Origin of the sequence: Croceicoccus sp. YJ47, assembly GCF_016745095.1 — a bacterium.
Classification (GTDB): domain Bacteria; phylum Pseudomonadota; class Alphaproteobacteria; order Sphingomonadales; family Sphingomonadaceae; genus Croceicoccus.
In genome coordinates, this window is the sequence record NZ_CP067087.1 from 423,337 (window position 1) to 443,437 (window position 20,101).

Sequence of the window (20,101 nt, forward strand, 5' to 3'; positions counted from 1 at the left end):
TGCCGTCCTGACGGGCGAGATCGACCGCAGCCACGCGGGCGAGCCGATGCCCGAGGCGGTGCTGACGCTGGCGGACGGCACGACGCGCAGTCTCGATGAATTTTCGGGTCAGCCGGTGCTCGTCAACCTGTGGGCGACATGGTGCGCGCCCTGCGTCCTCGAAATGCCGATGCTCGACGATCTGGCAAAGGCACGCGAGGGGGAGCTTGCCGTGCTCACCGTGTCGCAGGATCTGGACGGGGCGGACAAGGTCGCGGCCTTCTTCGATCAGCGTAAATTCACGATGCTACGCCCCTGGCTCGATCCGGAAAACGCGCTCGGCTTCGCCTATGGCACGGGGGTGTTGCCGACGACGGTGTACTACGGCAGCGACGGGCGCGAAATCTGGCGCGTGGTCGGCGGATATGACTGGTCCGGCGGGGAAGCTGCGCAATTGTTCGATTGAGCGTGCGGCCGATGGGCCCGTCGCGCGACGCCGCGGGCGCCGATTCGCATGGTGGCAGCGCCAGTCGCAGGGCCTGCAAACGATGGTGGGCGGTGAGGGGCTCGAACCCCCGACCCTCTCGGTGTAAACGAGATGCTCTACCAGCTGAGCTAACCGCCCGATCCGTCGGAGCGCGCGGATTTAGCGGGTTTTGCCCGGCGGTCAAGTGGAACTTGGCGGCGTTCGCCATGCGCCCCTGTGCGCGCCGCGCATCCGCAACGGGCTTTGCGCAACCCGCGAAACGCGCTAGCCACGGGGCATGAACGACGCCCCGCACAGGATCGATGCCGCCCGGGTCGGGCATTTTCGCTTCTACGATCTCGTCATGGCGGCTTTCGTCATGATCGTGCTGCTGTCCAATGTCATCGGCGCATCGAAACTTAGCTACATCACCTTGCCCGGCGGCACGCAATGGGTGTTCGGCGCGGGCGTTCTCTTCTTTCCGGTCAGCTATATCATCGGTGACGTCCTGACCGAGGTATACGGCTATGCCCGGGCGCGGCGGGTCATCTGGACGGGGTTTGCGGCGCTTTTGTTCATGGCGTTCATGGCATGGGCGGTCGTCTCCCTGCCGCCGATGGAAGGGTGGGAGGGGCAGGACGCCTACGAATTCGTGTTCGGCAATACCTGGCGCATCGTGGCGGCCTCCATCGTGGCATTCTGGGTCGGGGAATTCGCCAATTCCTACGTCCTTGCAAAGATGAAGAGCCGGATGCAGGGGCGCCATCTGTGGATGCGGATCATCGGATCGACCGTCGTGGGGCAAGGGCTGGACAGCCTGATCTTCTATCCGGTCGCGTTTCTCGGCGTGCCGGGCTTCCCGCCGGAGCTCATCGCGCAGGCGGTCGTGTCGCAATGGGCGATCAAGACGGGGTGGGAGGCATTGCTGACCCCTGTGACCTATCGCGTGATCGGCGCGCTCAAACGCGCAGAGGCGGTCGACGTCTACGACGAAACGACCGATTTCTCACCCTTCGCGAAGGGCGGCTGAACCGGTCGGGCGTCCGCATCACGCGGCGGCGGTGCGCGGTTCGTCGGTCGTCCCGCCGCCTTCGCATCGTTCGTCGCCCTGCTCGAACAGCGCGCGCAGCTGCTCCACCGCCTTGCGTGCGTTGACGCCGAGGAGGAAAGCGATTTCGTCGCTGTCGTTCTCCATGTCCTTCATGATTTCATGGTCCGGCCCGACGAACGCCATTCGCCATTCGCCGAACATTCGCACATCGACCGGGCTGAAATCGATGAGATTGACGTCGACATGGCGCAGATCGCGGCAGATACTCTCGAACAGGCTCTCCACGCTGGCCGCCGGTCCCTCCAGCACCTGCACGAACTTGGTCCCGTCGAACAGCAGGCCGCCGCTCACCCCGCTTTGCCGGTTGCGGTAGCTGGCCCCGCCGACGATCTCGCGCACCATGGTTTCGCCGGCCTGATCGCCGGGCGCCGCCGTGCTGGTATAGAGAAGCCGGCACAGCATGTCGGGGGACGGCGGGCTCATGCGGCGGTCCTGTCCTTGCCCGCGCGGAGCAGGTCGATGAAGGCATCGCAATCGAGCGGATGGCTGATGAGGAAGCCTTGCAGGCATTCGCATCCCTGCGCGGTCATGAAATCATGCTGCGCGCGCGTCTCGATCCCCTCGGCGGTCACGCTCATCTCCAGGCTGGTGCCGAGCTGGATCAGCGATTTGACGATCGACATGCTCTGCAGATCGTCGGGCAGGCTTTGAATGAACGACTGGTCGATCTTGATCCGGTCGATCGGAAAGCGATGCAGATAGCTCAGCGAGGAATAGCCGCAGCCGAAATCGTCGAGGGCGATACGCACGCCGATCCCGCTGATCCGGTTGAGAATGCGCATGGCGATCTCGTCATTTTCAATGAGTGCGGTTTCGGTGATTTCAAGCTCCAGCCGCGAGGGGTCCAGCCCCGCATGCGCAAGCGCGCGCGCCACCATCTGCGGGAGGCGGGGATCGAGCAGCTGTACCGGCGACAGGTTGACGGACAGGGTGATGTCGCTGTCCCACGACATGGCATCGCAGCATGCCCGATTGAGCACGCTGGCCCCGATGCGCGAGATCAGGCCCAACTCCTCCGCAATCGGGATGAATTCCGACGGCGCCATGTCGCCGCGCTCTTCGCTGTGCCAGCGCAGCAACGCCTCCGCACCGATGATGCGGCCCGTCGCGGCATGGGTGATCGGTTGATAGACCAGCGTGAATTCGTCGCGCAGACAGGCGCGGCGCAGATCGGCGGCGATGGCACGGCGGCGCTCCATCCGCTCGCCCAGCTCCGCATCGAACAGACAATGCCTGCCGCGCCCTTCCTTCTTCACCGCGTAAAGCGCGATGTCGGCACATTGCACCAGCCGTTCCGGATCGTCGGCGTTCAACGGGGCCAGCGCGACGCCGATGCTGGCCCCGGTTTCGGCCACATTGCCGTCGATGACATAGGGCCGCCGCAGCAGTTCGCCGATCCGGGCGGCCAGCGCATCCGCATCCGCGCTGTAATCGATACCGGGCGCGATCACGGCGAATTCGTCGCCGCCCACCCGCGCGATCAGATCGCCGGGACGCACCGCCGCGCCGATTCTCCTGGCCACGCGGCGCAGAACCTCGTCCCCGGTCCGATGCCCCAGCGTATCGTTGACCGGTTTGAACCTGTCGAGATCGATCAGGATCAGCGCGAAGCTTTCCTCCCCCGCCCCGGCCATCCGGCAATGTTTTGCCACGGCATTGCCGAATCCGCGTCGATTGATGATCTTCGTAAGGTCGTCATGAAGGGCGAGATGACGCAGGTTCGCACGGGCAATCTGCCCGTGACGCTCGACGAAATGCGCCGATATGCCGATCAACATGATGAGAAGCGCAGCGAGCGCGATGACCACCGCCATCGCCGGGAACGGCTCGCCCGTCACCCTTGCGGCCCGGCCCACGGACGGCGTCACGGTAAAGCCCACCATCCCGGCGAAATGCAGGCCGAAAACCGCGACGGTCAGGATCGCGACCGGCCGCATCGCATGCGCCTGTCCCGCTTTCGTCCTTATCAAACAGATCGCCGCGGTGAACAACACCATCGACATCCCGGCCGCGAGCGCAACCCAGCCCGGCAACCACCGCACGATCCCGTCCACGCGATAGGCGAGCATGCCCACCCAATGCATGGCCGCGATGGACAGGCCCACAATGGCCCCGCCGATCACACCCGCAATCCATGCACTGCGATGCATCGCGACCAGCAGCCCCACATAGGTGCCCAGAATCGCGGTCAGCGCGGACGCGATCGTCAATGTCGCATCGAAGGTCACGGGTGTCCCGGGATCATATCCCAGCATGGCGATGAAATGGGTGGACCAGTACACCATGCCGCCCGTCGTCGCGGCAAGCAGCGCCCAGTAAAACCGCGCCGGTCCCTGCTCTGTAAAGGTCCGATGGCTCAACCGCACGAAGGTGAGGGAGCCAAGCACGCACATCAGCAGGGCCAGGAAAACCAGCCACAGATTATGGTCCTGCATGAAATAGGCCGCGACCTGCATGATCCTGCTCCCACGCGAACGAACACGACATTATCGGACCGGATATGCACGCAAAGCCGATAAGAACGGGTTAACCGCATCCTATGGCAGAGCGGCGCGTGACCGCGGGCCAAGCGGGAATCTCCGACGTGCTTTGACGCCCGTACCCCTGTCGCGGTAGGGCTTTACGATGATGATGACCGCTTCCCTCCCCGCGATCCGCCGCGCTCTTGTGGCGCTCGGCCTTTGCGTATTGGCGCTTGCGCTGCTGGGCGGGGTGGCGGGTGCGCAATCGGGGGACGGGCCGCCCGTCTACGAACGCGATGCGATCAATGCCGGCCTTCCGGGGGAACCGCCGGGGTATTACGATACGCCGCAGGCCACTATGGAAAGCTTTCACGACGCGGCGGAGCGCGAGGACTGGACCGCTGCGGCCCATGCGCTCGATTTGGGTTTCCTCCCGCCGGACCAGCAGGCCCGCGCCGGGCCACGGCTCGCCCGGCAGTTTCACGCCGTGCTCGGCCGGGCGATGACGCTTGACTGGGACGCATTGCCGGACCGTCCCGACGCGCTCGACGATACGAGTTCGAGCAAGAATCCCATGGCCGGGGTGCCGCGCCGCGACATCCGGCTCGGCCGGATCGACATGCCGACGCGCGCCGTCACCGTCCGCATCGCCCGCTACCGCGCCGGCGATGGCGATCCGCGCTGGCTCATCGCGGGACAGACGGTACAGAACCTGTCGCAGCTTTACGAACGATACGGTCCCACCGCGTTCGAGCAGGCCCTGCCCGACATGTTGCGCCAGCCTGCGTTCTGGACCCTGCTATGGTGGGAGGTAATCGCGTTGCCGTTCGTCATCGCCGTGGCGTTCCTGGCCGCTGCGCTGACCTGGCGGGCGCTCCGTACGCTCTCCGACCGCTATGGCGACAAATGGATCGTCGGCGTGCTCGACGCGGTGCGCACGCCGGTCGCGCTGTTTGCCTTTGCCGGGACGTTCGCGGTGATGCGGCAATTGTTCTTCACCTTTTCGGGGCCGATCGCCGCCATTCTCGATCCGGTGCAGATTCTCGCCATCGTGCTGGCCATCGCGTCCATTTTCCTCGCCGTGATCGAAGGCATTCTCGACACCGTCGCGCAGAACCAGATCGACGACATCAGCGAGCCGGAGGCAGAGCGCGACCGCAATTATTATACCACGCTGTCGGCGGTGCGGCGCATCGTGATCGTCATCCTCCTCCTCGTCGCGATCGGGGTCGTCCTCATTCAGACGAACCTGACCGAAACGCTCGGCTTTTCGCTGGTCGCATCGGCGGGTTTCCTCACGCTGATCCTCGCCTTTGCCGCGCGCACCATGCTTTCCGACGTGATGGCCTCGCTTCAGATCGCCTTTTCAAAAACGGCGCGCATCGGCGATGCCGTGAAATACGACGGCAGCTGGTCCTATGTCGAAAAGATCGGCTTTACCCATCTGCGTCTGCGCACCTGGGACGAGCGGCGCGTGCTCGTCCCTGTGGGCGAATTCGTGCAATCCAGCTTCGAGAACTGGACCAAGACCGATCCCTACTTGATGGAGGTGGCGCGGCTGCATCTCGACCATCGTGCCGACATTGCGAAGCTGCGCGAGGAATTCGCGAAATTCGTCGCGGACGACGATGATGCGATCTCTCCCGAAGAGGCGAAATTGCAGGTGGTCGACCACACCGACCGGGCCATGGTGGTGCGCATGATCGTGCGGGCGACCGACCCGTCGACCGGGTGGGACATGCTGTGCCGTCTGCGCGAACACATGCTGCGCATGGCGGCGCGGATGGACGCCGCAGCGGGCGCAGAGCCGGCGCCCGCCTTCCTCCCACGCGAGCGCGAGGTCCGCATGGACGAAAATGCGGCCGGGAACGGGGACCCCGCGCAATGACACGTGGCAAACGCACCATCGGCCACGCCCCCACGGCACAGGAGATGGAGGCCATGGCCCGCCGCGCGCTCGCCGCGCTACCCCCCGCCTTCGCCGTCCATTGCGAGGGGATCGTCCTCAGCATCGAGGATTTCGCCGACGACGAAACGCTCCGGAGCGTCGGCCTCGACGAACCGTTCGAACTCACCGGCATTTACGAGGGCATCCCCCTTTCCGACAAGAGCATCGAGCATTCGGGCACGATGCCCGACCGGGTCCGGCTGTTTCGCCGCCCGATCCTCGACGAATGGGCGGAGCGGGGGGATGAAACGCTCGAACATCTCGTCGCGCATGTCGTGATCCACGAAATCGGCCATCACTTCGGATTGTCGGACGACGATATGCACGCATTGGAAGACGCGGCGGACCTGGACACGGCAGAGGGATAGGACCGCTTGCGTTTCGGTGCGGGGCGGGCATTATCGCGGCCATGAAACGCCATGTCCTGCCGCTCGCCCTGCTCGCCTCTCTCGCCGCGCCCGCCATCGCCGCGCAGGATGGCGACACCCGCCCCACCCCCGGCGCCATCGCCGACGCCGCGCCCGAGAGCGAATGGCGGCGCATCGCGGACGACGACCTGCTCGTCATGACGCTCGCCCCCGATGCGCAAGGGGAAGAGCGGCGTATCGTGATGCAATTGCTGCCCGAACCGTTCTCGCAAGGCTGGGTCGGAAATGTCCGCCTGCTGGCGCGCGATCACTGGTGGGACGGGACGAGCGTCTATCGCGTGGTCGACAACTGGGTCACGCAATGGGGCGATGGGGAGGACGAGCGCGCCGATCCCAAGCCGCTGCCCGATGGCATCGTCGCGGTGCCCGAACGCGACTACGTGGTGGCGGGCGACAGCGAAGGCTATCGCGCGGTCGGCGAAATGCTGCGGTCGCAGGCGATCCGGCGGGCCCGGCTTGCCGCAGTGCCGGTGCGTGATGGCACGCCGCCGCCGGTCGCCATGGAACCGGCGCCTGGAATACAGGCATATGGCGCCGATCCCTATGCGCCGACGACCGGTTTCTATCGCGGCTGGCCCGTGGCGATGGATGCGGACGGCGCATGGCCCACTCATTGTTACGGCATGATCGGGGTGGCGCGCGACCTCACGCCCGACACCGGCACGGGGGCCGAACTCTACACCGTGATCGGCCACGCCCCGCGCCAGCTCGACCGCAACATCGCGCTCGTCGGGCGGGTGATCGCGGGGATGGAGCACCTCTCCACCCTGCCGCGCGGCAAGGGGCCGGCAGGCGTCTACGCCGACGAGGCGCGCCATACGCCTATCGTGTCTGTCCGGCTGGCGCGCGAATTGCCGCCGGGCGAGCGGCCCGCCTTCGAATATCTCGACACGGCAAGCGACAGCTTCGCGCGCTATCTCCACGTGCGGGCCAATCGCGATGACAGCTTTTATCAATATGGCGCAGGCGGGGTCGACGTCTGCAACGTGCAGGTGCCGATCCGCCCGGTGGACTAGCCCGTCAGACCCGCTCGGCCTGCGCCACCGCATCGCTGGCGCGCAATGCGCTGACGATGCGGGTGAGGTGGGCGAGGTCGCGCACCTCGATGTCCACCTCGTAATTGCCGAAAAGCTCGTCGCGCGATTGCAGCGAAAGATTGGCGATATTGGCGTGGTGCGCGCTGAACAATCCGGTCATTTCGGAGAGCGTGCCCATGCGGTTGTAGAGCATGACCTTCAACCGCCCGGTCGCGCCGTCGGTGGTCGGGTCCCATTGCAGGTCGATCCATTGCTCCGACGTGTTTTTCGCAAGTTCGAGGCAGTCGATCGCGTGGACGCATACCGTTTTCCCCGCCCGCAGCCCGACGATGCGGTCGCCCGGCACCGGATGGCAGCATGTCGAAAGCTCGAACGCCGTCCCTTTCTTCAATCCGCGCACACGCACCGCGCGTTCCGGCGAATGCCAGAAGCTGTCGTCGGGCAGGTCCGCGGCGCTTCCGGGGACGAGCGCCTCCATCAATTCCCTCTCGCTCAACCGCGCTTCGCCGATGGCGAGCAGCATCGCCGTCTCATCCGCCATGTCGAGCCGTTTGAGCGCGGCATTGCGCGCCTTCGTCCCGATCTTCTGCGGGAGGCGGGCCACGACCGAATCGTAGATTTCGCCGCCGATGCGGACCATCTCGTCCCGCTCCTTCATCCGCACCGAACGGCGGATCGCGGCGCGCGCCTTGCCGGTCACGACAAAGCTCAGCCAGTGGAGCTGCGGCTCGGTATCGTGGCCCTTGATGATTTCCACAATGTCGCCGTTCGACAGCGGCGTGCGCAGCGGCATGTGGCGCCCGTTGATCTTCGCGCCCACCGCCGTCCCGCCAAGATCGGTATGCACGGCAAAGGCGAAATCCACCGGCGTTGCCCCCTTCGGAAGCTGATACAGCGCACCCTTGGGCGTGAAGGCGAAGATGCGATCCTGGTACATCGCCAGCTTCGCATGTTCGAGCAGCTCTTCCGCATCCTGCGCCGTGTCGAGAATCTCGATAAGGTCGCGCAGCCAGCCGACCTGCCCGTCGGGCGTCGCCCCGCCCTGCTTGTACGCCCAGTGCGCGGCGAGGCCGAATTCATTGGTGCGATGCATTTCTCCGGTGCGGATCTGCACCTCCATCCGCATCGAATTTTCGAACACCAGCGCGGTATGAAGCGAACGGTAGCCGTTCGATTTCGGTGTCGAGATGTAATCCTTGAACCGGCCCGGAATCATCGACCAGGTGCGGTGCAGCACGCCCAAAGCGCGGTAACAATCCTCCGCCGTGTCGGTGATGACGCGAAACGCCATGATGTCGGTGATCTGTTCGAAACTCACATGGCGTTCGGCCATCTTCTTCCAGATGGAATAGGGGTGTTTTTCCCGGCCCGACACCTCGACATTGAGCCCCGCCTCGGCCAGCGCCTGCTTGATCGCCCAGGCGATGTCGTCGACCTGCCCGCCCTCCTGGCTGCGGATCTGTGCGAGGCGGCCGGTGATCGTGCCATAGGCTTCGGGCTCGAGCTGTTCGAAGGCGAGCAGTTGCATCTCGCGCATGTATTCGTACATGCCGACCCGCTCCGCCAGCGGCGCGTATATATCCATCGTCTCGCGCGCGATGCGGCGGCGTTTCTCCGGTTTGGAGATGAAGTGCAGCGTGCGCATATTGTGCAGCCGGTCGGCAAGCTTCACCAGCAGCACGCGCAGATCCTCGCTCATCGCGAGGAGGAACTTGCGCAGGTTTTCGGCCGCGCGCTCGTTCTCGGCCATCTGCTCGATCTTCGACAGCTTCGTCACGCCATCGACGAGCCGCGCGACATCGGCGCCGAAATTGCGCTCTATGTCGTCGATGGTGGCCAGCGTGTCCTCCACCGTGTCGTGGAGCAGCGCGGTGACGATCGTTTCCTGATCGAGCTTGAGGTCGGTCATCAGGCCCGCGACCTCGACCGGATGGCTGAAATACGGGTCGCCCGATGCGCGCTTCTGCGTGCCGTGTTTCTGCACGGTATAGACATAGGCGCGGTTGAGCATCGCCTCGTCCGCATCGGGATCGTAGGATTTTACACGTTCGACAAGTTCGTATTGGCGCAGCATCGAAAACAGGATGTGCGGATTATTGCGCGCATTGCAATCGCATTCGCCATATATTTACCACGCATGCGCCTCGGCCGCCCGGCGGCGCCCTAAACCGCGATCTCGCGCCATTGCCCGGGTGCGAGCCCGTCCAGCGTCCATTCCCCCACCTGCCAGCGCACCAGCCGCAGCGTCGGATGCCCCACCGCCGCCGTCATGCGCCGCACCTGGCGATTGCGCCCCTCCGCAATGGTGAGCGCGATCCAGCGGTCGGGCACGGTCTTGCGAAACCGCACGGGGGGCACGCGCTCCCATATCGCGGGCGGGTCCATGCGTTCGGCGCGTGCGGGCCGGGTCGTGCCATCCTTCAACGCGACCCCGCGGCGCAGGCGTTCGAGCGCGGCATCGTCCGGCTCGCCCTCGACCTGCGCCCAATAGGTCTTGGGCAATTTGTAGCGCGGCTCCGCGATGCGCGATTGCAGCCGCCCATCGTCGGTGAGCAGCAGCAACCCCTCGCTATCCTTGTCCAGCCGCCCGGCGGGATAGACGCCGGGCACATCGACGAAGGACGCAAGCGTGTCGCGCGCATCGCCGCCCGCCCCGCCGCTGAACTGCGATTGCACGCCGAACGGCTTGTTGAGCAGGATCAGCCGCGCCACGCCGCGGTCAATTCCACGCCGCGAGCGGGGGCAGGCTCATCAATATGGCGTCGATATTCCCCCCGGTCTTCAGCCCGAACAGCGTGCCCCGGTCATGCACCAGATTGAATTCGGCATAGCGCCCCCGCCATTCGAGCATGCGGGCATAGTCCGCGTCATCCCATTCATGGTCCATGCGGCGCCGCACGATGTCGGGAAAGGACGCCAGGAACGCCTCCCCCACGTCGCGGGTGAAGGCGAAATTGTCGGCGAACTGCCTCTCGTCCGCGCATTCCAGATGGTCGTAGAATATGCCCCCCACGCCGCGGTGCACGCCCCGGTGCGGGATGAAGAAATAATCGTCGGCCCATTTCTTGAACCGGGGATAATACGCATCGTCATGACCTTCGCACGCCTTGCGGAAGGCCTCGTGGAACTGCGCGGTATCTTCCTCATACGGGATCGGCGGGTTGAGATCGCCGCCGCCGCCGAACCATGCCGCCTGCGTCGTGAGGAAGCGGGTGTTCATGTGCACCGCCGGCACGTGCGGGTTCGCCATGTGCGCGACGAGGCTGATGCCAGTGGCGGTGAATTGCGGATGTTCGGCGCTGGCGCCGTTGATGGTGGCGGCGAATTCCGGCTTGAACCGGCCATGCACGGTCGACACGTTCACGCCGACCTTTTCGAAGATCTTCCCCTTCATCACCCCGCGCGTTCCGCCGCCGCCGTCGGTCTCCCCCTCGTCCGGTTCGCGGGTCCAGGGGGTATATTCGAACGCGGCGTCGCTGCCGGCTTCTCGCTCGATCGCCTCGAAACTTTGGCAGATGCGCGTTCGCAGCTGTTCGAACCACTCCCTCGCGGCGGCGGTTTCGGCGGTCCAGTCGGTTTTCGGTTCGGTCATGGCCCGCGCTTGCCAAAGCGGCGCGGCTGCGGCAATAGGCTTCGCATGGTTCCCCTTTCGTTCGCAGATCAGGAATGGCGCATCGTCGATGGCCGCGCGCTCTACTGGCCGCGCGAGGATGCGTTGCTGGTGGCGGACCTGCATCTTGAAAAGGCGAGCTTTTACGCGCGCACCGGACAGATGCTGCCGCCGTATGACAGCCGCGAAACGCTCGAACGGGTGGCCGCCGCGATCCGCAGCACGGGCGCGCGGCGGGTCTTCACGCTGGGCGACAATTTCCACGATGCGGGCGGGCCGGGCCGGCTGGAGGCGCATGCACGCGGCATGCTCGACGCGCTGACGCGGGCGGTGGACTGGGTCTGGATCACCGGCAATCACGATGCGAAGGATTACCTCGCCCCCGCGCATCACCGCCGCCGGGAGGCCGACGCCCCCGGCGGCACGCAGGTCGAGGAACTGGAAACCGGCGGCATCGTGCTGCGCCATCAGGCGAAGGCGGGCGAAACCCGGCCCGAATTGTCCGGCCATTTCCACCCCCGATTGCAGATCATGGTGAAGGGGCGCCGCATCGTCCGGCCCTGTGCCGTGATCGGCGATGGCGCGAACGACGGCGACGAAACGGGCACGGGCACTGGCGCGCGTATGATCCTTCCCGCATTTGGCACGTTGACGGCGGGGATGGATGCGGGCGATGCGGCGATCGTCCATGCCATGCAACCGGCGCGGCATATTACGGCAATGGTGCCCGCGGCGGGGCGGTTGCTGCGCTTTCCCTTGTGGCAGGCGGCGTGATTGCGCCCTTGCGAAACGGGCGTTTCATCCCCATCTCTTTCGCGAGTGAAGGAACCTGCGGGCCACTTGGTGCGTAAGCGAGTTCACAAAGGCGCGATTCTGGGATAAGAGCGCGCCTCTAATCGGTCTTTCGCGATTCTGCGGACGGCCGCCCGTTTTTTCTAATAAGCCACCTCAGGAGAAGGCCCCATAGCACGTCCCCCTCGCCGATCATTGCAACCGCCGGTCAAGAGCGGCCCGCGATACAACACCATGATTCAGTCCGACAAGGTTCGGGTCATCGACGACGAGGGCGAAAACCTGGGGGTCATGTACACGCGCGAAGCGATCGAGCGCGCGGCTGAGACGGGGCTGGACCTTGTTGAGGTCTCTCCGAACGCAGACCCGCCGGTGTGCAAGTTCCTCGATGTCGGCAAGTTCCGGTACGAGGCGCAGAAGAAAGCCAATGCGCAGCGCAAGACGCAGAAGACGCAGGAGCTTAAAGAAATCAAGATGCGCCCGAACATCGACGATCACGATTACGATGTGAAGATGCGCAACGTGAACAAGTTCCTGGAAAACGGCGACAAGGTGAAACTGACGCTGCGTTTCCGCGGGCGCGAAATGGCGCACCAGGAACTCGGCATGGACCTGTTGAAGCGGGTGCAGGACGATGTTCGCGAAATCGCCAAGGTGGAGGCGTTCCCCCGCCTCGAAGGGCGACAGATGCTGATGGTGCTGGCGCCGAAATAAGCGCCCGCACGATTGCGACGATCACGATGCCGTCCGGAGACGATCCGGGCGGCATTTTTCGTGGCCAGCCTGCTTCGCCGGGCGTGGGGCGATCCTCCTCTTCGGATATATGCGGCGCGATCTTCGTTGGTTGAGCAACCCACCTGTAATCGAGGAACCGCCGCCGACGCTTTATTGGCGTCGAATGCGGAAACAGGTTACGAATGAAACCTGACAAGACAGAGGATCCGCCAAACCCATGACCGATACGTCCCGACCCGATCAGCCCACCCCGCGCCGCAAGCCTAAACCCGCGCTGGAATCCATTGGCGGGCGCAAGATCTCGCCGACCACCGCGATGATGGGCTATGGCTTCGATCCCGTCCTGTCGGAAGGCGCGCTCAAGCCGCCGATCTTCCTCACCTCCACCTTCGCGTTCGAAAGCGCGGCGGCGGGTAAGCGCCATTTCGAAGGGCTGACCGGGCAACGCGAGGGCGGCGCCGAGGGGCTGGTCTATTCCCGCTTCAACGGCCCGAATCAGGAAATTCTGGAGGACCGGCTGGCCATCTGGGACGCGGCGGAGGAAAGCCTGGTGTTCTCTTCCGGCATGTCGGCGATCGCGACACTGCTGCTCGCCAATTGCAAGGCGGGCGATGTCATCCTGCATTCCGGCCCGCTCTATGCCGCGACCGAAGGATTCATTTCCAAGATCATGGCCCGTTACGGCGTCGATTACGTCGATTTCGCCGCCGGCGCGAGCCGTGAGGACATGGCCAGCGCCATCGACGAGGCAAAGGAGAAGGCGAAGGCAAACGGCGGCAATCTCGCCATGATCTACCTCGAAAGCCCGGCCAATCCGACCAATGCGCTCGTCGATATCGAGGCGGTTGCCGCGCTTCGCGACGCGGCGTTTGCCGGCGAAGGGACCGTACCTCCGATCGCCATCGACAACACGTTCCTCGGCCCGTTGTGGCAACGTCCGCTCGACCATGGGGCCGACATCGTGATCTATTCCCTTACCAAATATGTGGGCGGGCATTCCGATTTGGTTGCGGGCGGCCTGTCTGGCGCGAAAAAATGGATCGACCCGGTCCGTGCGCTGCGCAATACGATGGGCACGATCTGCGACCCGAACACGGCGTGGATGTTGCTGCGCAGCCTGGAGACGGTGGAACTGCGCATGACGCGCGCGGGCGAAAACGCGGCGAAGGTGTGCGCCTTTCTTGCCGACCATCCGAAGGTGGACCGTCTAGGCTATCTCGGCATGATCGCCGATGCCTCGCAAAAGGACATATACGATCGCCATTGCCTCGGCAGCGGCTCGACATTTTCGGTCTTCGTGAAGGGCGGAGAGGCCGAAAGCTTCGCCTTTCTCGACGCGCTGAAAATCGCGAAGCTCGCCGTCAGCCTCGGCGGGACCGAAACGCTGGCGAGCCATCCCGCCGCAATGACGCACATCTCCGTCCCGCCCGAGCGCAAGGCCCGGCTCGGCATCACGGACAATCTCGTGCGGGTCTCCATCGGGATCGAGGATGCGGACGACCTCATCGCCGATTTCGATCAGGCACTGGCGCAGGCATGACAGCGCCGCGGCTGCTCTTCGTTCACGGCGCGGCGGGCGATGCGCGGATCTGGAACCCGGTGATCGCCGCCCTGCCCGACGGGTGGCAGGCCGAGGCGATCACCCTTACCTATTTCGGCGATGCGGCCTGGCCTGACGCGGGCGAAGGGTTCGGCACGGCCCTGCATGCGCGCGAATTGTGCGACCATGCCGCGCGCATGGGCGGCGACGTGCGCATCGTGTGCTGGTCCTATGCCGTGCATGTAGGGTTGCAGGCGCTGCTCGACCGGCCGGAATTGTTTGCGGGTGCGTTTTTCTACGAGGCTGGCTTGCCGCATTACCTGTCCGACGCGGACGAGATCGAACGGTTCTCACGCGATTTCAGATCGTGTTTCGGCCCGGTCGGCGCCGCGTTGAAGAAGGATGGGCCGGTCGCCGCGGTGCGTACCCTGATTGGTCCGGGTTTCGCCCGCATGGCGCCGGAGCGGCAGGCCATCTACGAATCCAATGCCGCGATGATGCCCCTGCTCATGGGCGGGGGGCAGGCTCCGGCGAAAATCGGACCGCCCGAACTTGCGCGGATCGAAACGCCGTGCCGCGTCGCGATGGGCGCCGATACCCGCCCCGCCTTCGCCTTGCCGAGCCGCGCGCTGGCGGACGCATTGCCCGATTGCGATATGGTCGAGGTGCCGGGCGCGCAGCATTTCCTGCCCGAAACCGATCCGGCGCGCTTTGCCGGACTGATCGAGGAATGGGCCGCGCCCTAGAGTTTCGGCGCGCCCTCGCCCACGATCCGGTCGGCCATGGCGCGCACGTCGACCCGTGCCTTGAGCCGCGCGGCGAGCAACGCCGTCCCACTGATCTTGCGCTGCACGAAAAGCACGTCGGCGGGCGGCAGGTGCCAGCTCGCCCGGTCCTGCGCGATCGCCATGCCTTCCTCGCGCAGGATCGACACGAACGCACGGTCGCCGAAATCGAACGGGCCGGGCTTGTGCATTTCGGCGACGATCACGTCGATCATGTGGTCGACACGCGCCCGGTGCCGCGTAGCGACCGCGGGCGCCATGAAGCCCGCGGAAATGGCGGCGGCACGGATGCGGTCGCGGTCCTGCGCCAACCCTGCGCGGAGCAATTCGCGGTATCCTTCGACCACCGCATCGCTTACCCCCCGCGCCGCGCCGAAATCGAGCAGGACGATCCGCCCCGTTTCAGGCTGGTAGCGATAGTTCGCGAAATTCGGATCGGTCTGCATCTGCCGGAATTCGAACAATTCGCGCAGCACGACGCCGATCAGGATCCGCATCGCCCGGTCCCGCCGATCCTGGCTTTCGCCGTCCAACGTTTCGATCGGCTGCCCCTCGACGAAACGCATGGCGAGGATATTGCGTGTCGTGAGATCGCGGTCGAGCGTGGGCACCACCACGTCCGCATCATCGGCGAGCAAGGCGCCGAACCGGGCCATCTGCTCCCCTTCGCGCAAATAATCCGCCTCCTCCGCCAATTGCGCCTTGGCCGCGGCGAGCAAGGGTGCGATGTCGAGCTCACGCGGCAGCAGGTTCGATATGCGCAGCAAGGTCGCGACATTGTCGACATCGGCATCGATGCTTTCGCGCACGCCGGGATATTGCACCTTGATCGCGAGTTCGCGCCCGTCGCGCGTGGTCGCGCGGTGCACCTGCCCGATGGAGGCGGCGGCCATGGGGCGCGGTTCGAAATGGCGGAAATGACGGCGCCAGTCCTCCCCCCATTCGGACGCCAGCACGCGCTGCATCTGCGCCGGCGGCATGTGGTGTGCATTTTCGCGCAGGCGGGCCATGATCTCGGCGAGTTCGGGCGGCAACATGTCGCCCGCATCCATCGAGATCATCTGCCCCAGCTTCATCGCCGCACCACGCAGGTTCGACAAACGGTCGGCCAGCCGCGACACATTGCCGGGTGTCAGCAGCATGTCGCGCATGCGCGGTCGCTCCCCGCCGGCGATGCGGCGTGCGCCCTCCGCCATCATGCCGCCCGCGACACCGGTCGCCAGCCGCCCGAACTGTCCCAGCCGCGAAAGCCGCCCGCTGGGCACGATGCGGTGGCGATCGTCGCCGCTCATCGCGCCGTCACACCGCGGGCAAACGGTCGAGATATTTGTCCAGCGTCAACGGATAGTCGCGCACCCGCACCCCGGTCGCGTTATAGGCGGCATTGGCGATCGCCGCCCCGACGCCGCAAATGCCAAGCTCGCCCACGCCCTTCGCCTTCAATGGCGAGATGATCGGATCGAGCGTGTCCAGGAATACCACCTCTTGCGGCGGGATGTCGGCATGGACCGGCACCTCGTATTGGGCAAGGTCGTGATTGGCGAAGAAGCCGAAGCGTTTATCCACCACCAGATGTTCGGTCAGCGCCGCGCCCGCGGCCATCACCATCCCGCCGATCACCTGACTGCGCGCCGAAAGCGGGTTGAGGATACGGCCCGCGTCGCACACGGCGAGCATCCGGCGGATGCGGAGCTCGCCGGTGAAGACATCGACGTCCACCTCGACAAAATGGCTGGCATAGGTGCCGACGTCGTAATCCTGCTTGAACTTGCCATAGCTCATTTCGCCATCGACGGAGAGCGCGCCTGCTTCGCGGAGCGCACTGCTGCGCCCGCCGCCGCTGATCCGCCCGTCGGAAAATTCGGCCCGCGCCGCGTCATAACCGAGCTTTTGTGCGATCGCCTCACGCAGGTTGACGCACGCGGCATAGACGCCGGCGGTCGCACTCGCCGCGCCCCATTGCCCGCCCGAACCGGCCGACACGGGAAAGCGCGAATCGCCAAGATGCACCGTCACATTGTCGAGCGGCACGCCCATGCATTCCGCCGCGGTCTGCGCGATAATGGTATAGCTGCCCGTGCCGATGTCGGTCATGTCGGTGGCGACCGAGATGCGCCCGGCATCGTCGATCCCGACCCGCGCCGCCGATGTCCGCGCCGGCGCCGCGCGATAGCCCGCCGCGACGCCCATCCCCGTCAGATAGCGCCCGTTGCGCCGCGACGCGGGACGCGCCGAACGCTTCGACCATCCGAAACGCTCCGCCCCTTCGCGCAGGCAACGGGTGAGATGGCGGTCCGAAATCTTTGTCTGCTCGCCGCCGGGGATGCGGTCCTTCACATCGTTGGCGATGCGCAGTTCGACAGGATCTATGCCCAGCTTTTCGGCAAGCTCGTCCATCGCCACTTCGAGCGCCATGTGACCCGGCGTTTCGCCCGGCGCGCGCATCGCATTGCCTTCGGGCAGGTCGAGCTGCGCGATATAGCATGCCGTCATCCGCCCCGCGCCCGCGTAAAGCTTCGGCGTCTGCAGCGTGCCGTCCTCCGGCCCTTCGCCGGTGATATTGCCGGACCAGCATTCGTGGCCCATCGCCGCGATCCGCCCGTCGCGATCCGCGCCGATGCGCACACGCTGTATCGTGGCGTGGCGGTGGGTGGTGTTGTTGAACATCAACGGACGCTGCAACGCGAGCTTGACCGGGCGTTTTGCCGCCTTCGCGGCCAGCGCGGCCATCACCGCATCGGCCCGCACGAACAGCTTGCCGCCGAACCCGCCGCCGATGAACGGCGAATCGACGCGGATCTTGTCCGCATCCATGCGCAGGATCGAGGCCAGCGCCTGCCGCCCCCATTCGACCATCTGGTTCGAGGTCCAAACGGTGAGCGCGTCGCCGTCCCATGCCGCGATGGTCGCGTGTGGCTCCATCATGGCATGCGCTTCGTCCGGGGTGGTGTAGGTTTCATCGACCGTCACCGCTGAACCCGCAAACGCACCGTCGAAATCGCCGACCGACGAACGCGCCGGTTCGCCGCGCTCCATCGCGATCGGGGCGCCGGGCTTTGCGGCCTTGAGATCGAAGGCACCGTCCGCGCTTTCGTAACGCGTGCGGATGAGACCGGCCGCGGCGCGGGCCTGCTCGAAGGTTTCGGCCACGACGCAGGCGATGGCCTGGTGGTAATGCGAAACCTCGCGCCCGCCGAACAGCGGGGCGAAATTGAAATCGCTGCTGCCGACGGGTTCGTGCTCGGTCGCGGCGACGATCGCGATGACGCCGGGCGCGGCGCGTGCCTCGGCGAGGTCCATCGACGCGATGCGACCCTTGGCGATCGCCGAACCCACGATCCAGCCATAGGCCTGTCCCGCCGCGACGTCGTGGCGTTCGTACGCATAGGGCGCGGTGCCCGTGACCTTGCGCGCGCCGTCGATCCGGGGCGTGGACTTGCCCACGATCCGGGCGCGGTCGAACAAATTGTCTCCTGCGGGGCTATCGAATTTCATGATGGTTTAGCTCCGCGCTTGGGACAGAACGCCGGCGAGCGTGCGTTCGGCCAGTTTGATCTTGAAACGATTGTCCTCGGTCGGGCGCGCATCGGCAAAGGCGGCGGCAATGACCGCGCCTGCGCCTTGCGGCAGGGCGGCATCGGCCGCCGCCACGCGCCACGGCCGCGGCGCGACCCCGCCGAACGCGACGCGTCCGGTGCCATCGGGCGCAATGACGGCCGCGACCGACACCAGCGCAAAGGCATAGGATGCACGGTCGCGCACCTTTTCGTAGAAATGCTGCCCGGGCGGCGGCGGCGGCAACACGACGTGGGTGATGATCTCTCCGGGTTGCAGCACGGTTTCGACATGCGGCGTATCGCCCCACAACCGGTGAAATTCGCCCAGGGGAATGGTCCGCGCCTGCCCGTCGGGGCGCATCGTTTCCACACTTGCGTCGAGCACGCGCATCGCCACGGCCATGTCGCCGGGATAGGTCGCGATGCACGCGTCCGACGTGCCGATCACGCCCAATTGCCGCGAATGGCCATTGATCCCGGCGCACCCGCTGCCGGGATCGCGCTTGTTGCACGGCATGTTGGTGTCGTAGAAATAGGAACAGCGCGTGCGCTGGAGCAGATTGCCGCCGGTCGTCGCCTTGTTGCGCAACTGCCCGCTCGCCCCCGCCTGGATCGCACGGGTCAGCACGGCATAATCGCGCCGCACCCGCGGATGCGCCGACAGCGCCGTATTGCTGACCAGCGTGCCGATGCGCAGCCCGCCCTCTTCCGTGTCCTCGACCGCGTCGAGGCCGATGTCCTGCACGTCGACGAGATGGACCGGCGTCTCGATCTCCAGCTTCATGAGGTCCAGCAGGTTGGTCCCGCTTACGATGAACTTCGCGCCGGGCCGGGCCGCGACACTTGCGGCGGCGGCGGCGGGCGATGCGGCGCGTTCGTAGGTAAAGCTTCGCATGAGTTAGCCCTTCGCGACTTCGGCCATGGCATCGGCGATGTTGGAATAGGCGCCGCAGCGGCAGATATTCCCGCTCATCCGCTCGCGCATTTCCATGTTGGTGGGACGGATCGCACCGGTGAGGTCATCCGTCACATGGCTTGGAATGTCGCGGGCGATTTCGTTCAGCGTCGCCACAGCGGAGCAGATCTGCCCCGGCGTGCAATATCCGCATTGATAGCCGTCGTGGCGCACGAAGGCATCCTGCATCGGGTGAAGATCGCCGGGCGTGCCCAGCCCTTCGATCGTGGTGATCTCGTCGCCTTCGTGCATGACCGCGAGGCTGAGGCAGCTGTTCACCCGCTCCCCGTTGACCATGACGGTGCACGCGCCGCATTGGCCGTGGTCGCAGCCCTTCTTGCTCCCGGTGAGCTGAAGATGTTCGCGCAGCGTGTCGAGCAGGGTCGTGCGCGTGTCGACATTGACCTCGCGCCGGGTGCCATTGACGGTCATGGCGACGTCCATCTTTGCAGGCGCCGGATGCGCTGGCCGGGCCGCGCCCGCCCCCTGCGCAGCGACGGGCATGGTCTTGGCAATGGCGACGGATGCCACCCCGCCCGCAAGGACACCGCGCCGCGATGCGTTCAAAAATCCGTTATCCGTCATGGGCGTCCCATTTTTCTGATGGAGGAGGCAATGCGATATGTTCGGCATCCCCGGATAGGACAGCGTAGCGGCGCCGCCCAGTCATGGCAAATGTCCCCGAAAGCGGACTTG

The 20,101-nt window shown here is 65.5% G+C and carries 18 protein-coding genes and 1 tRNA gene; 9 read left to right on the forward strand and 10 right to left on the reverse strand.

Annotated elements, in window-relative coordinates; all coding sequences use genetic code 11:
* Positions 1 to 46 precede the first annotated feature (46 nt).
* Entirely contained in the window at positions 47 to 445 is a 399-nt protein-coding gene (locus tag JD971_RS01905; RefSeq protein ID WP_236672217.1) for a TlpA disulfide reductase family protein, read from the forward strand.
* A gap of 83 nt (positions 446 to 528) precedes the next feature.
* Here JD971_RS01905 and JD971_RS01910 read toward each other — a convergent pair.
* A tRNA-Val gene (locus tag JD971_RS01910) sits at positions 529 to 604 on the reverse strand.
* A gap of 139 nt (positions 605 to 743) precedes the next feature.
* Here JD971_RS01910 and JD971_RS01915 point away from each other — a divergent pair.
* Positions 744 to 1,475, forward strand: a complete 732-nt coding sequence (locus JD971_RS01915; RefSeq protein ID WP_202085583.1) for a queuosine precursor transporter — start codon at positions 744 to 746, stop codon at positions 1,473 to 1,475.
* A gap of 18 nt (positions 1,476 to 1,493) precedes the next feature.
* Here JD971_RS01915 and JD971_RS01920 read toward each other — a convergent pair whose 3' ends face one another.
* Entirely contained in the window at positions 1,494 to 1,979 is a 486-nt protein-coding gene (locus tag JD971_RS01920) for a BLUF domain-containing protein (protein ID WP_202085585.1), read from the reverse strand.
* Positions 1,976 to 4,012, reverse strand: coding sequence for a bifunctional diguanylate cyclase/phosphodiesterase (locus JD971_RS01925; protein WP_202085587.1), 2,037 nt, complete (start codon positions 4,010 to 4,012; stop codon positions 1,976 to 1,978). The genes JD971_RS01920 and JD971_RS01925 overlap by 4 nt, the downstream gene beginning before the upstream one ends.
* A gap of 169 nt (positions 4,013 to 4,181) precedes the next feature.
* Between JD971_RS01925 and JD971_RS01930 the strand changes: the two genes are divergently transcribed.
* The 3 genes from JD971_RS01930 to JD971_RS01940 are packed head-to-tail and all read left to right on the forward strand — an operon-like array spanning position 4,182 to position 7,410.
* Positions 4,182 to 5,906 (forward strand): mechanosensitive ion channel family protein, encoded by a 1,725-nt coding sequence (locus tag JD971_RS01930; protein WP_202085589.1) that lies wholly within the window; start codon positions 4,182 to 4,184, stop codon positions 5,904 to 5,906.
* Positions 5,903 to 6,334 carry a metallopeptidase family protein gene (locus JD971_RS01935; RefSeq protein ID WP_202085590.1) on the forward strand — a complete coding sequence of 144 codons (432 nt, stop codon included), beginning with the start codon at positions 5,903 to 5,905 and terminating at the stop codon, positions 6,332 to 6,334. The genes JD971_RS01930 and JD971_RS01935 overlap by 4 nt, the downstream gene beginning before the upstream one ends.
* Before the next feature lie 41 nt (positions 6,335 to 6,375).
* Positions 6,376 to 7,410 carry a peptidylprolyl isomerase gene (locus JD971_RS01940; protein WP_202085591.1) on the forward strand — a complete coding sequence of 345 codons (1,035 nt, stop codon included), beginning with the start codon at positions 6,376 to 6,378 and terminating at the stop codon, positions 7,408 to 7,410.
* Between the two features lie 4 nt (positions 7,411 to 7,414).
* On the opposite strand, the gene JD971_RS01945 is transcribed toward JD971_RS01940, so the two are convergent.
* The 3 genes from JD971_RS01945 to hemF all read right to left on the reverse strand — a co-directional run bounded on the left by JD971_RS01945 (position 7,415) and on the right by hemF (position 11,023).
* The gene (locus tag JD971_RS01945) at positions 7,415 to 9,505 is read right to left on the reverse strand and encodes a bifunctional (p)ppGpp synthetase/guanosine-3',5'-bis(diphosphate) 3'-pyrophosphohydrolase (protein WP_202085592.1); all 2,091 of its coding nucleotides are present in this window, start codon (positions 9,503 to 9,505) and stop codon (positions 7,415 to 7,417) included.
* Between the two features lie 89 nt (positions 9,506 to 9,594).
* Complete coding sequence (locus JD971_RS01950; protein ID WP_202085593.1) at positions 9,595 to 10,143, reverse strand: pseudouridine synthase; 549 nt, start codon at positions 10,141 to 10,143, stop codon at positions 9,595 to 9,597.
* Between the two features lie 7 nt (positions 10,144 to 10,150).
* Entirely contained in the window at positions 10,151 to 11,023 is an 873-nt protein-coding gene (gene hemF, locus JD971_RS01955; protein WP_202085594.1) for an oxygen-dependent coproporphyrinogen oxidase, read from the reverse strand.
* A gap of 45 nt (positions 11,024 to 11,068) precedes the next feature.
* On the opposite strand from hemF, the gene pdeM reads away from it, so the two are divergent.
* From pdeM to JD971_RS01975, 4 genes are all read left to right on the forward strand, one after another.
* On the forward strand, positions 11,069 to 11,815 hold the full coding sequence (gene pdeM / locus JD971_RS01960; protein WP_202085595.1) for a ligase-associated DNA damage response endonuclease PdeM: 747 nt from the start codon (positions 11,069 to 11,071) through the stop codon (positions 11,813 to 11,815).
* Positions 11,816 to 12,028: 213 nt separating this feature from the next.
* Positions 12,029 to 12,547, forward strand: coding sequence for a translation initiation factor IF-3 (gene infC, locus JD971_RS01965; RefSeq protein ID WP_202085596.1), 519 nt, complete (start codon positions 12,029 to 12,031; stop codon positions 12,545 to 12,547).
* Positions 12,548 to 12,785: 238 nt separating this feature from the next.
* Positions 12,786 to 14,108 carry a cystathionine gamma-synthase family protein gene (locus JD971_RS01970; RefSeq protein WP_202085598.1) on the forward strand — a complete coding sequence of 441 codons (1,323 nt, stop codon included), beginning with the start codon at positions 12,786 to 12,788 and terminating at the stop codon, positions 14,106 to 14,108.
* Positions 14,105 to 14,854, forward strand: a complete 750-nt coding sequence (locus tag JD971_RS01975) for an alpha/beta fold hydrolase (protein WP_202085600.1) — start codon at positions 14,105 to 14,107, stop codon at positions 14,852 to 14,854. The genes JD971_RS01970 and JD971_RS01975 overlap by 4 nt, the downstream gene beginning before the upstream one ends.
* Here the strand turns inward: JD971_RS01975 and JD971_RS01980 are convergent.
* From JD971_RS01980 to paoA, 4 genes are read right to left on the reverse strand one after another with little or no spacing between them, the layout of a single operon-like run.
* Positions 14,851 to 16,185, reverse strand: a complete 1,335-nt coding sequence (locus tag JD971_RS01980; RefSeq protein ID WP_202085601.1) for an AarF/ABC1/UbiB kinase family protein — start codon at positions 16,183 to 16,185, stop codon at positions 14,851 to 14,853. The two genes, JD971_RS01975 and JD971_RS01980, sit on opposite strands and share 4 nt — an antisense overlap.
* Before the next feature lie 7 nt (positions 16,186 to 16,192).
* Positions 16,193 to 18,388, reverse strand: coding sequence for an aldehyde oxidoreductase molybdenum-binding subunit PaoC (paoC, locus tag JD971_RS01985; protein ID WP_202085602.1), 2,196 nt, complete (start codon positions 18,386 to 18,388; stop codon positions 16,193 to 16,195).
* A gap of 6 nt (positions 18,389 to 18,394) precedes the next feature.
* Positions 18,395 to 19,345, reverse strand: a complete 951-nt coding sequence (locus JD971_RS01990) for a xanthine dehydrogenase family protein subunit M (protein ID WP_202085603.1) — start codon at positions 19,343 to 19,345, stop codon at positions 18,395 to 18,397.
* 3 nt (positions 19,346 to 19,348) lie between these two features.
* The gene (gene paoA, locus JD971_RS01995) at positions 19,349 to 19,990 is read right to left on the reverse strand and encodes an aldehyde dehydrogenase iron-sulfur subunit PaoA (protein ID WP_202085604.1); all 642 of its coding nucleotides are present in this window, start codon (positions 19,988 to 19,990) and stop codon (positions 19,349 to 19,351) included.
* Between the last annotated feature and the right edge of the window lie 111 nt (positions 19,991 to 20,101).

Coding starts and splice junctions, on each gene's coding strand:
- JD971_RS01905 (WP_236672217.1), top strand. CDS start 47: ATGCCCGAGGCGGTGCTGACGCTGGCGGACGGCACGACGCGCAGTCTC.
- JD971_RS01915 (WP_202085583.1), top strand. CDS start 744: ATGAACGACGCCCCGCACAGGATCGATGCCGCCCGGGTCGGGCATTTT.
- JD971_RS01920 (WP_202085585.1), bottom strand. CDS start 1,979: ATGAGCCCGCCGTCCCCCGACATGCTGTGCCGGCTTCTCTATACCAGC.
- JD971_RS01925 (WP_202085587.1), bottom strand. CDS start 4,012: ATGCAGGTCGCGGCCTATTTCATGCAGGACCATAATCTGTGGCTGGTT.
- JD971_RS01930 (WP_202085589.1), top strand. CDS start 4,182: ATGATGATGACCGCTTCCCTCCCCGCGATCCGCCGCGCTCTTGTGGCG.
- JD971_RS01935 (WP_202085590.1), top strand. CDS start 5,903: ATGACACGTGGCAAACGCACCATCGGCCACGCCCCCACGGCACAGGAG.
- JD971_RS01940 (WP_202085591.1), top strand. CDS start 6,376: ATGAAACGCCATGTCCTGCCGCTCGCCCTGCTCGCCTCTCTCGCCGCG.
- JD971_RS01945 (WP_202085592.1), bottom strand. CDS start 9,505: ATGCTGCGCCAATACGAACTTGTCGAACGTGTAAAATCCTACGATCCC.
- hemF (WP_202085594.1), bottom strand. CDS start 11,023: ATGACCGAACCGAAAACCGACTGGACCGCCGAAACCGCCGCCGCGAGG.
- pdeM (WP_202085595.1), top strand. CDS start 11,069: ATGGTTCCCCTTTCGTTCGCAGATCAGGAATGGCGCATCGTCGATGGC.
- JD971_RS01970 (WP_202085598.1), top strand. CDS start 12,786: ATGACCGATACGTCCCGACCCGATCAGCCCACCCCGCGCCGCAAGCCT.
- JD971_RS01975 (WP_202085600.1), top strand. CDS start 14,105: ATGACAGCGCCGCGGCTGCTCTTCGTTCACGGCGCGGCGGGCGATGCG.
- JD971_RS01980 (WP_202085601.1), bottom strand. CDS start 16,185: ATGAGCGGCGACGATCGCCACCGCATCGTGCCCAGCGGGCGGCTTTCG.
- paoC (WP_202085602.1), bottom strand. CDS start 18,388: ATGAAATTCGATAGCCCCGCAGGAGACAATTTGTTCGACCGCGCCCGG.
- JD971_RS01990 (WP_202085603.1), bottom strand. CDS start 19,345: ATGCGAAGCTTTACCTACGAACGCGCCGCATCGCCCGCCGCCGCCGCC.
- paoA (WP_202085604.1), bottom strand. CDS start 19,990: ATGACGGATAACGGATTTTTGAACGCATCGCGGCGCGGTGTCCTTGCG.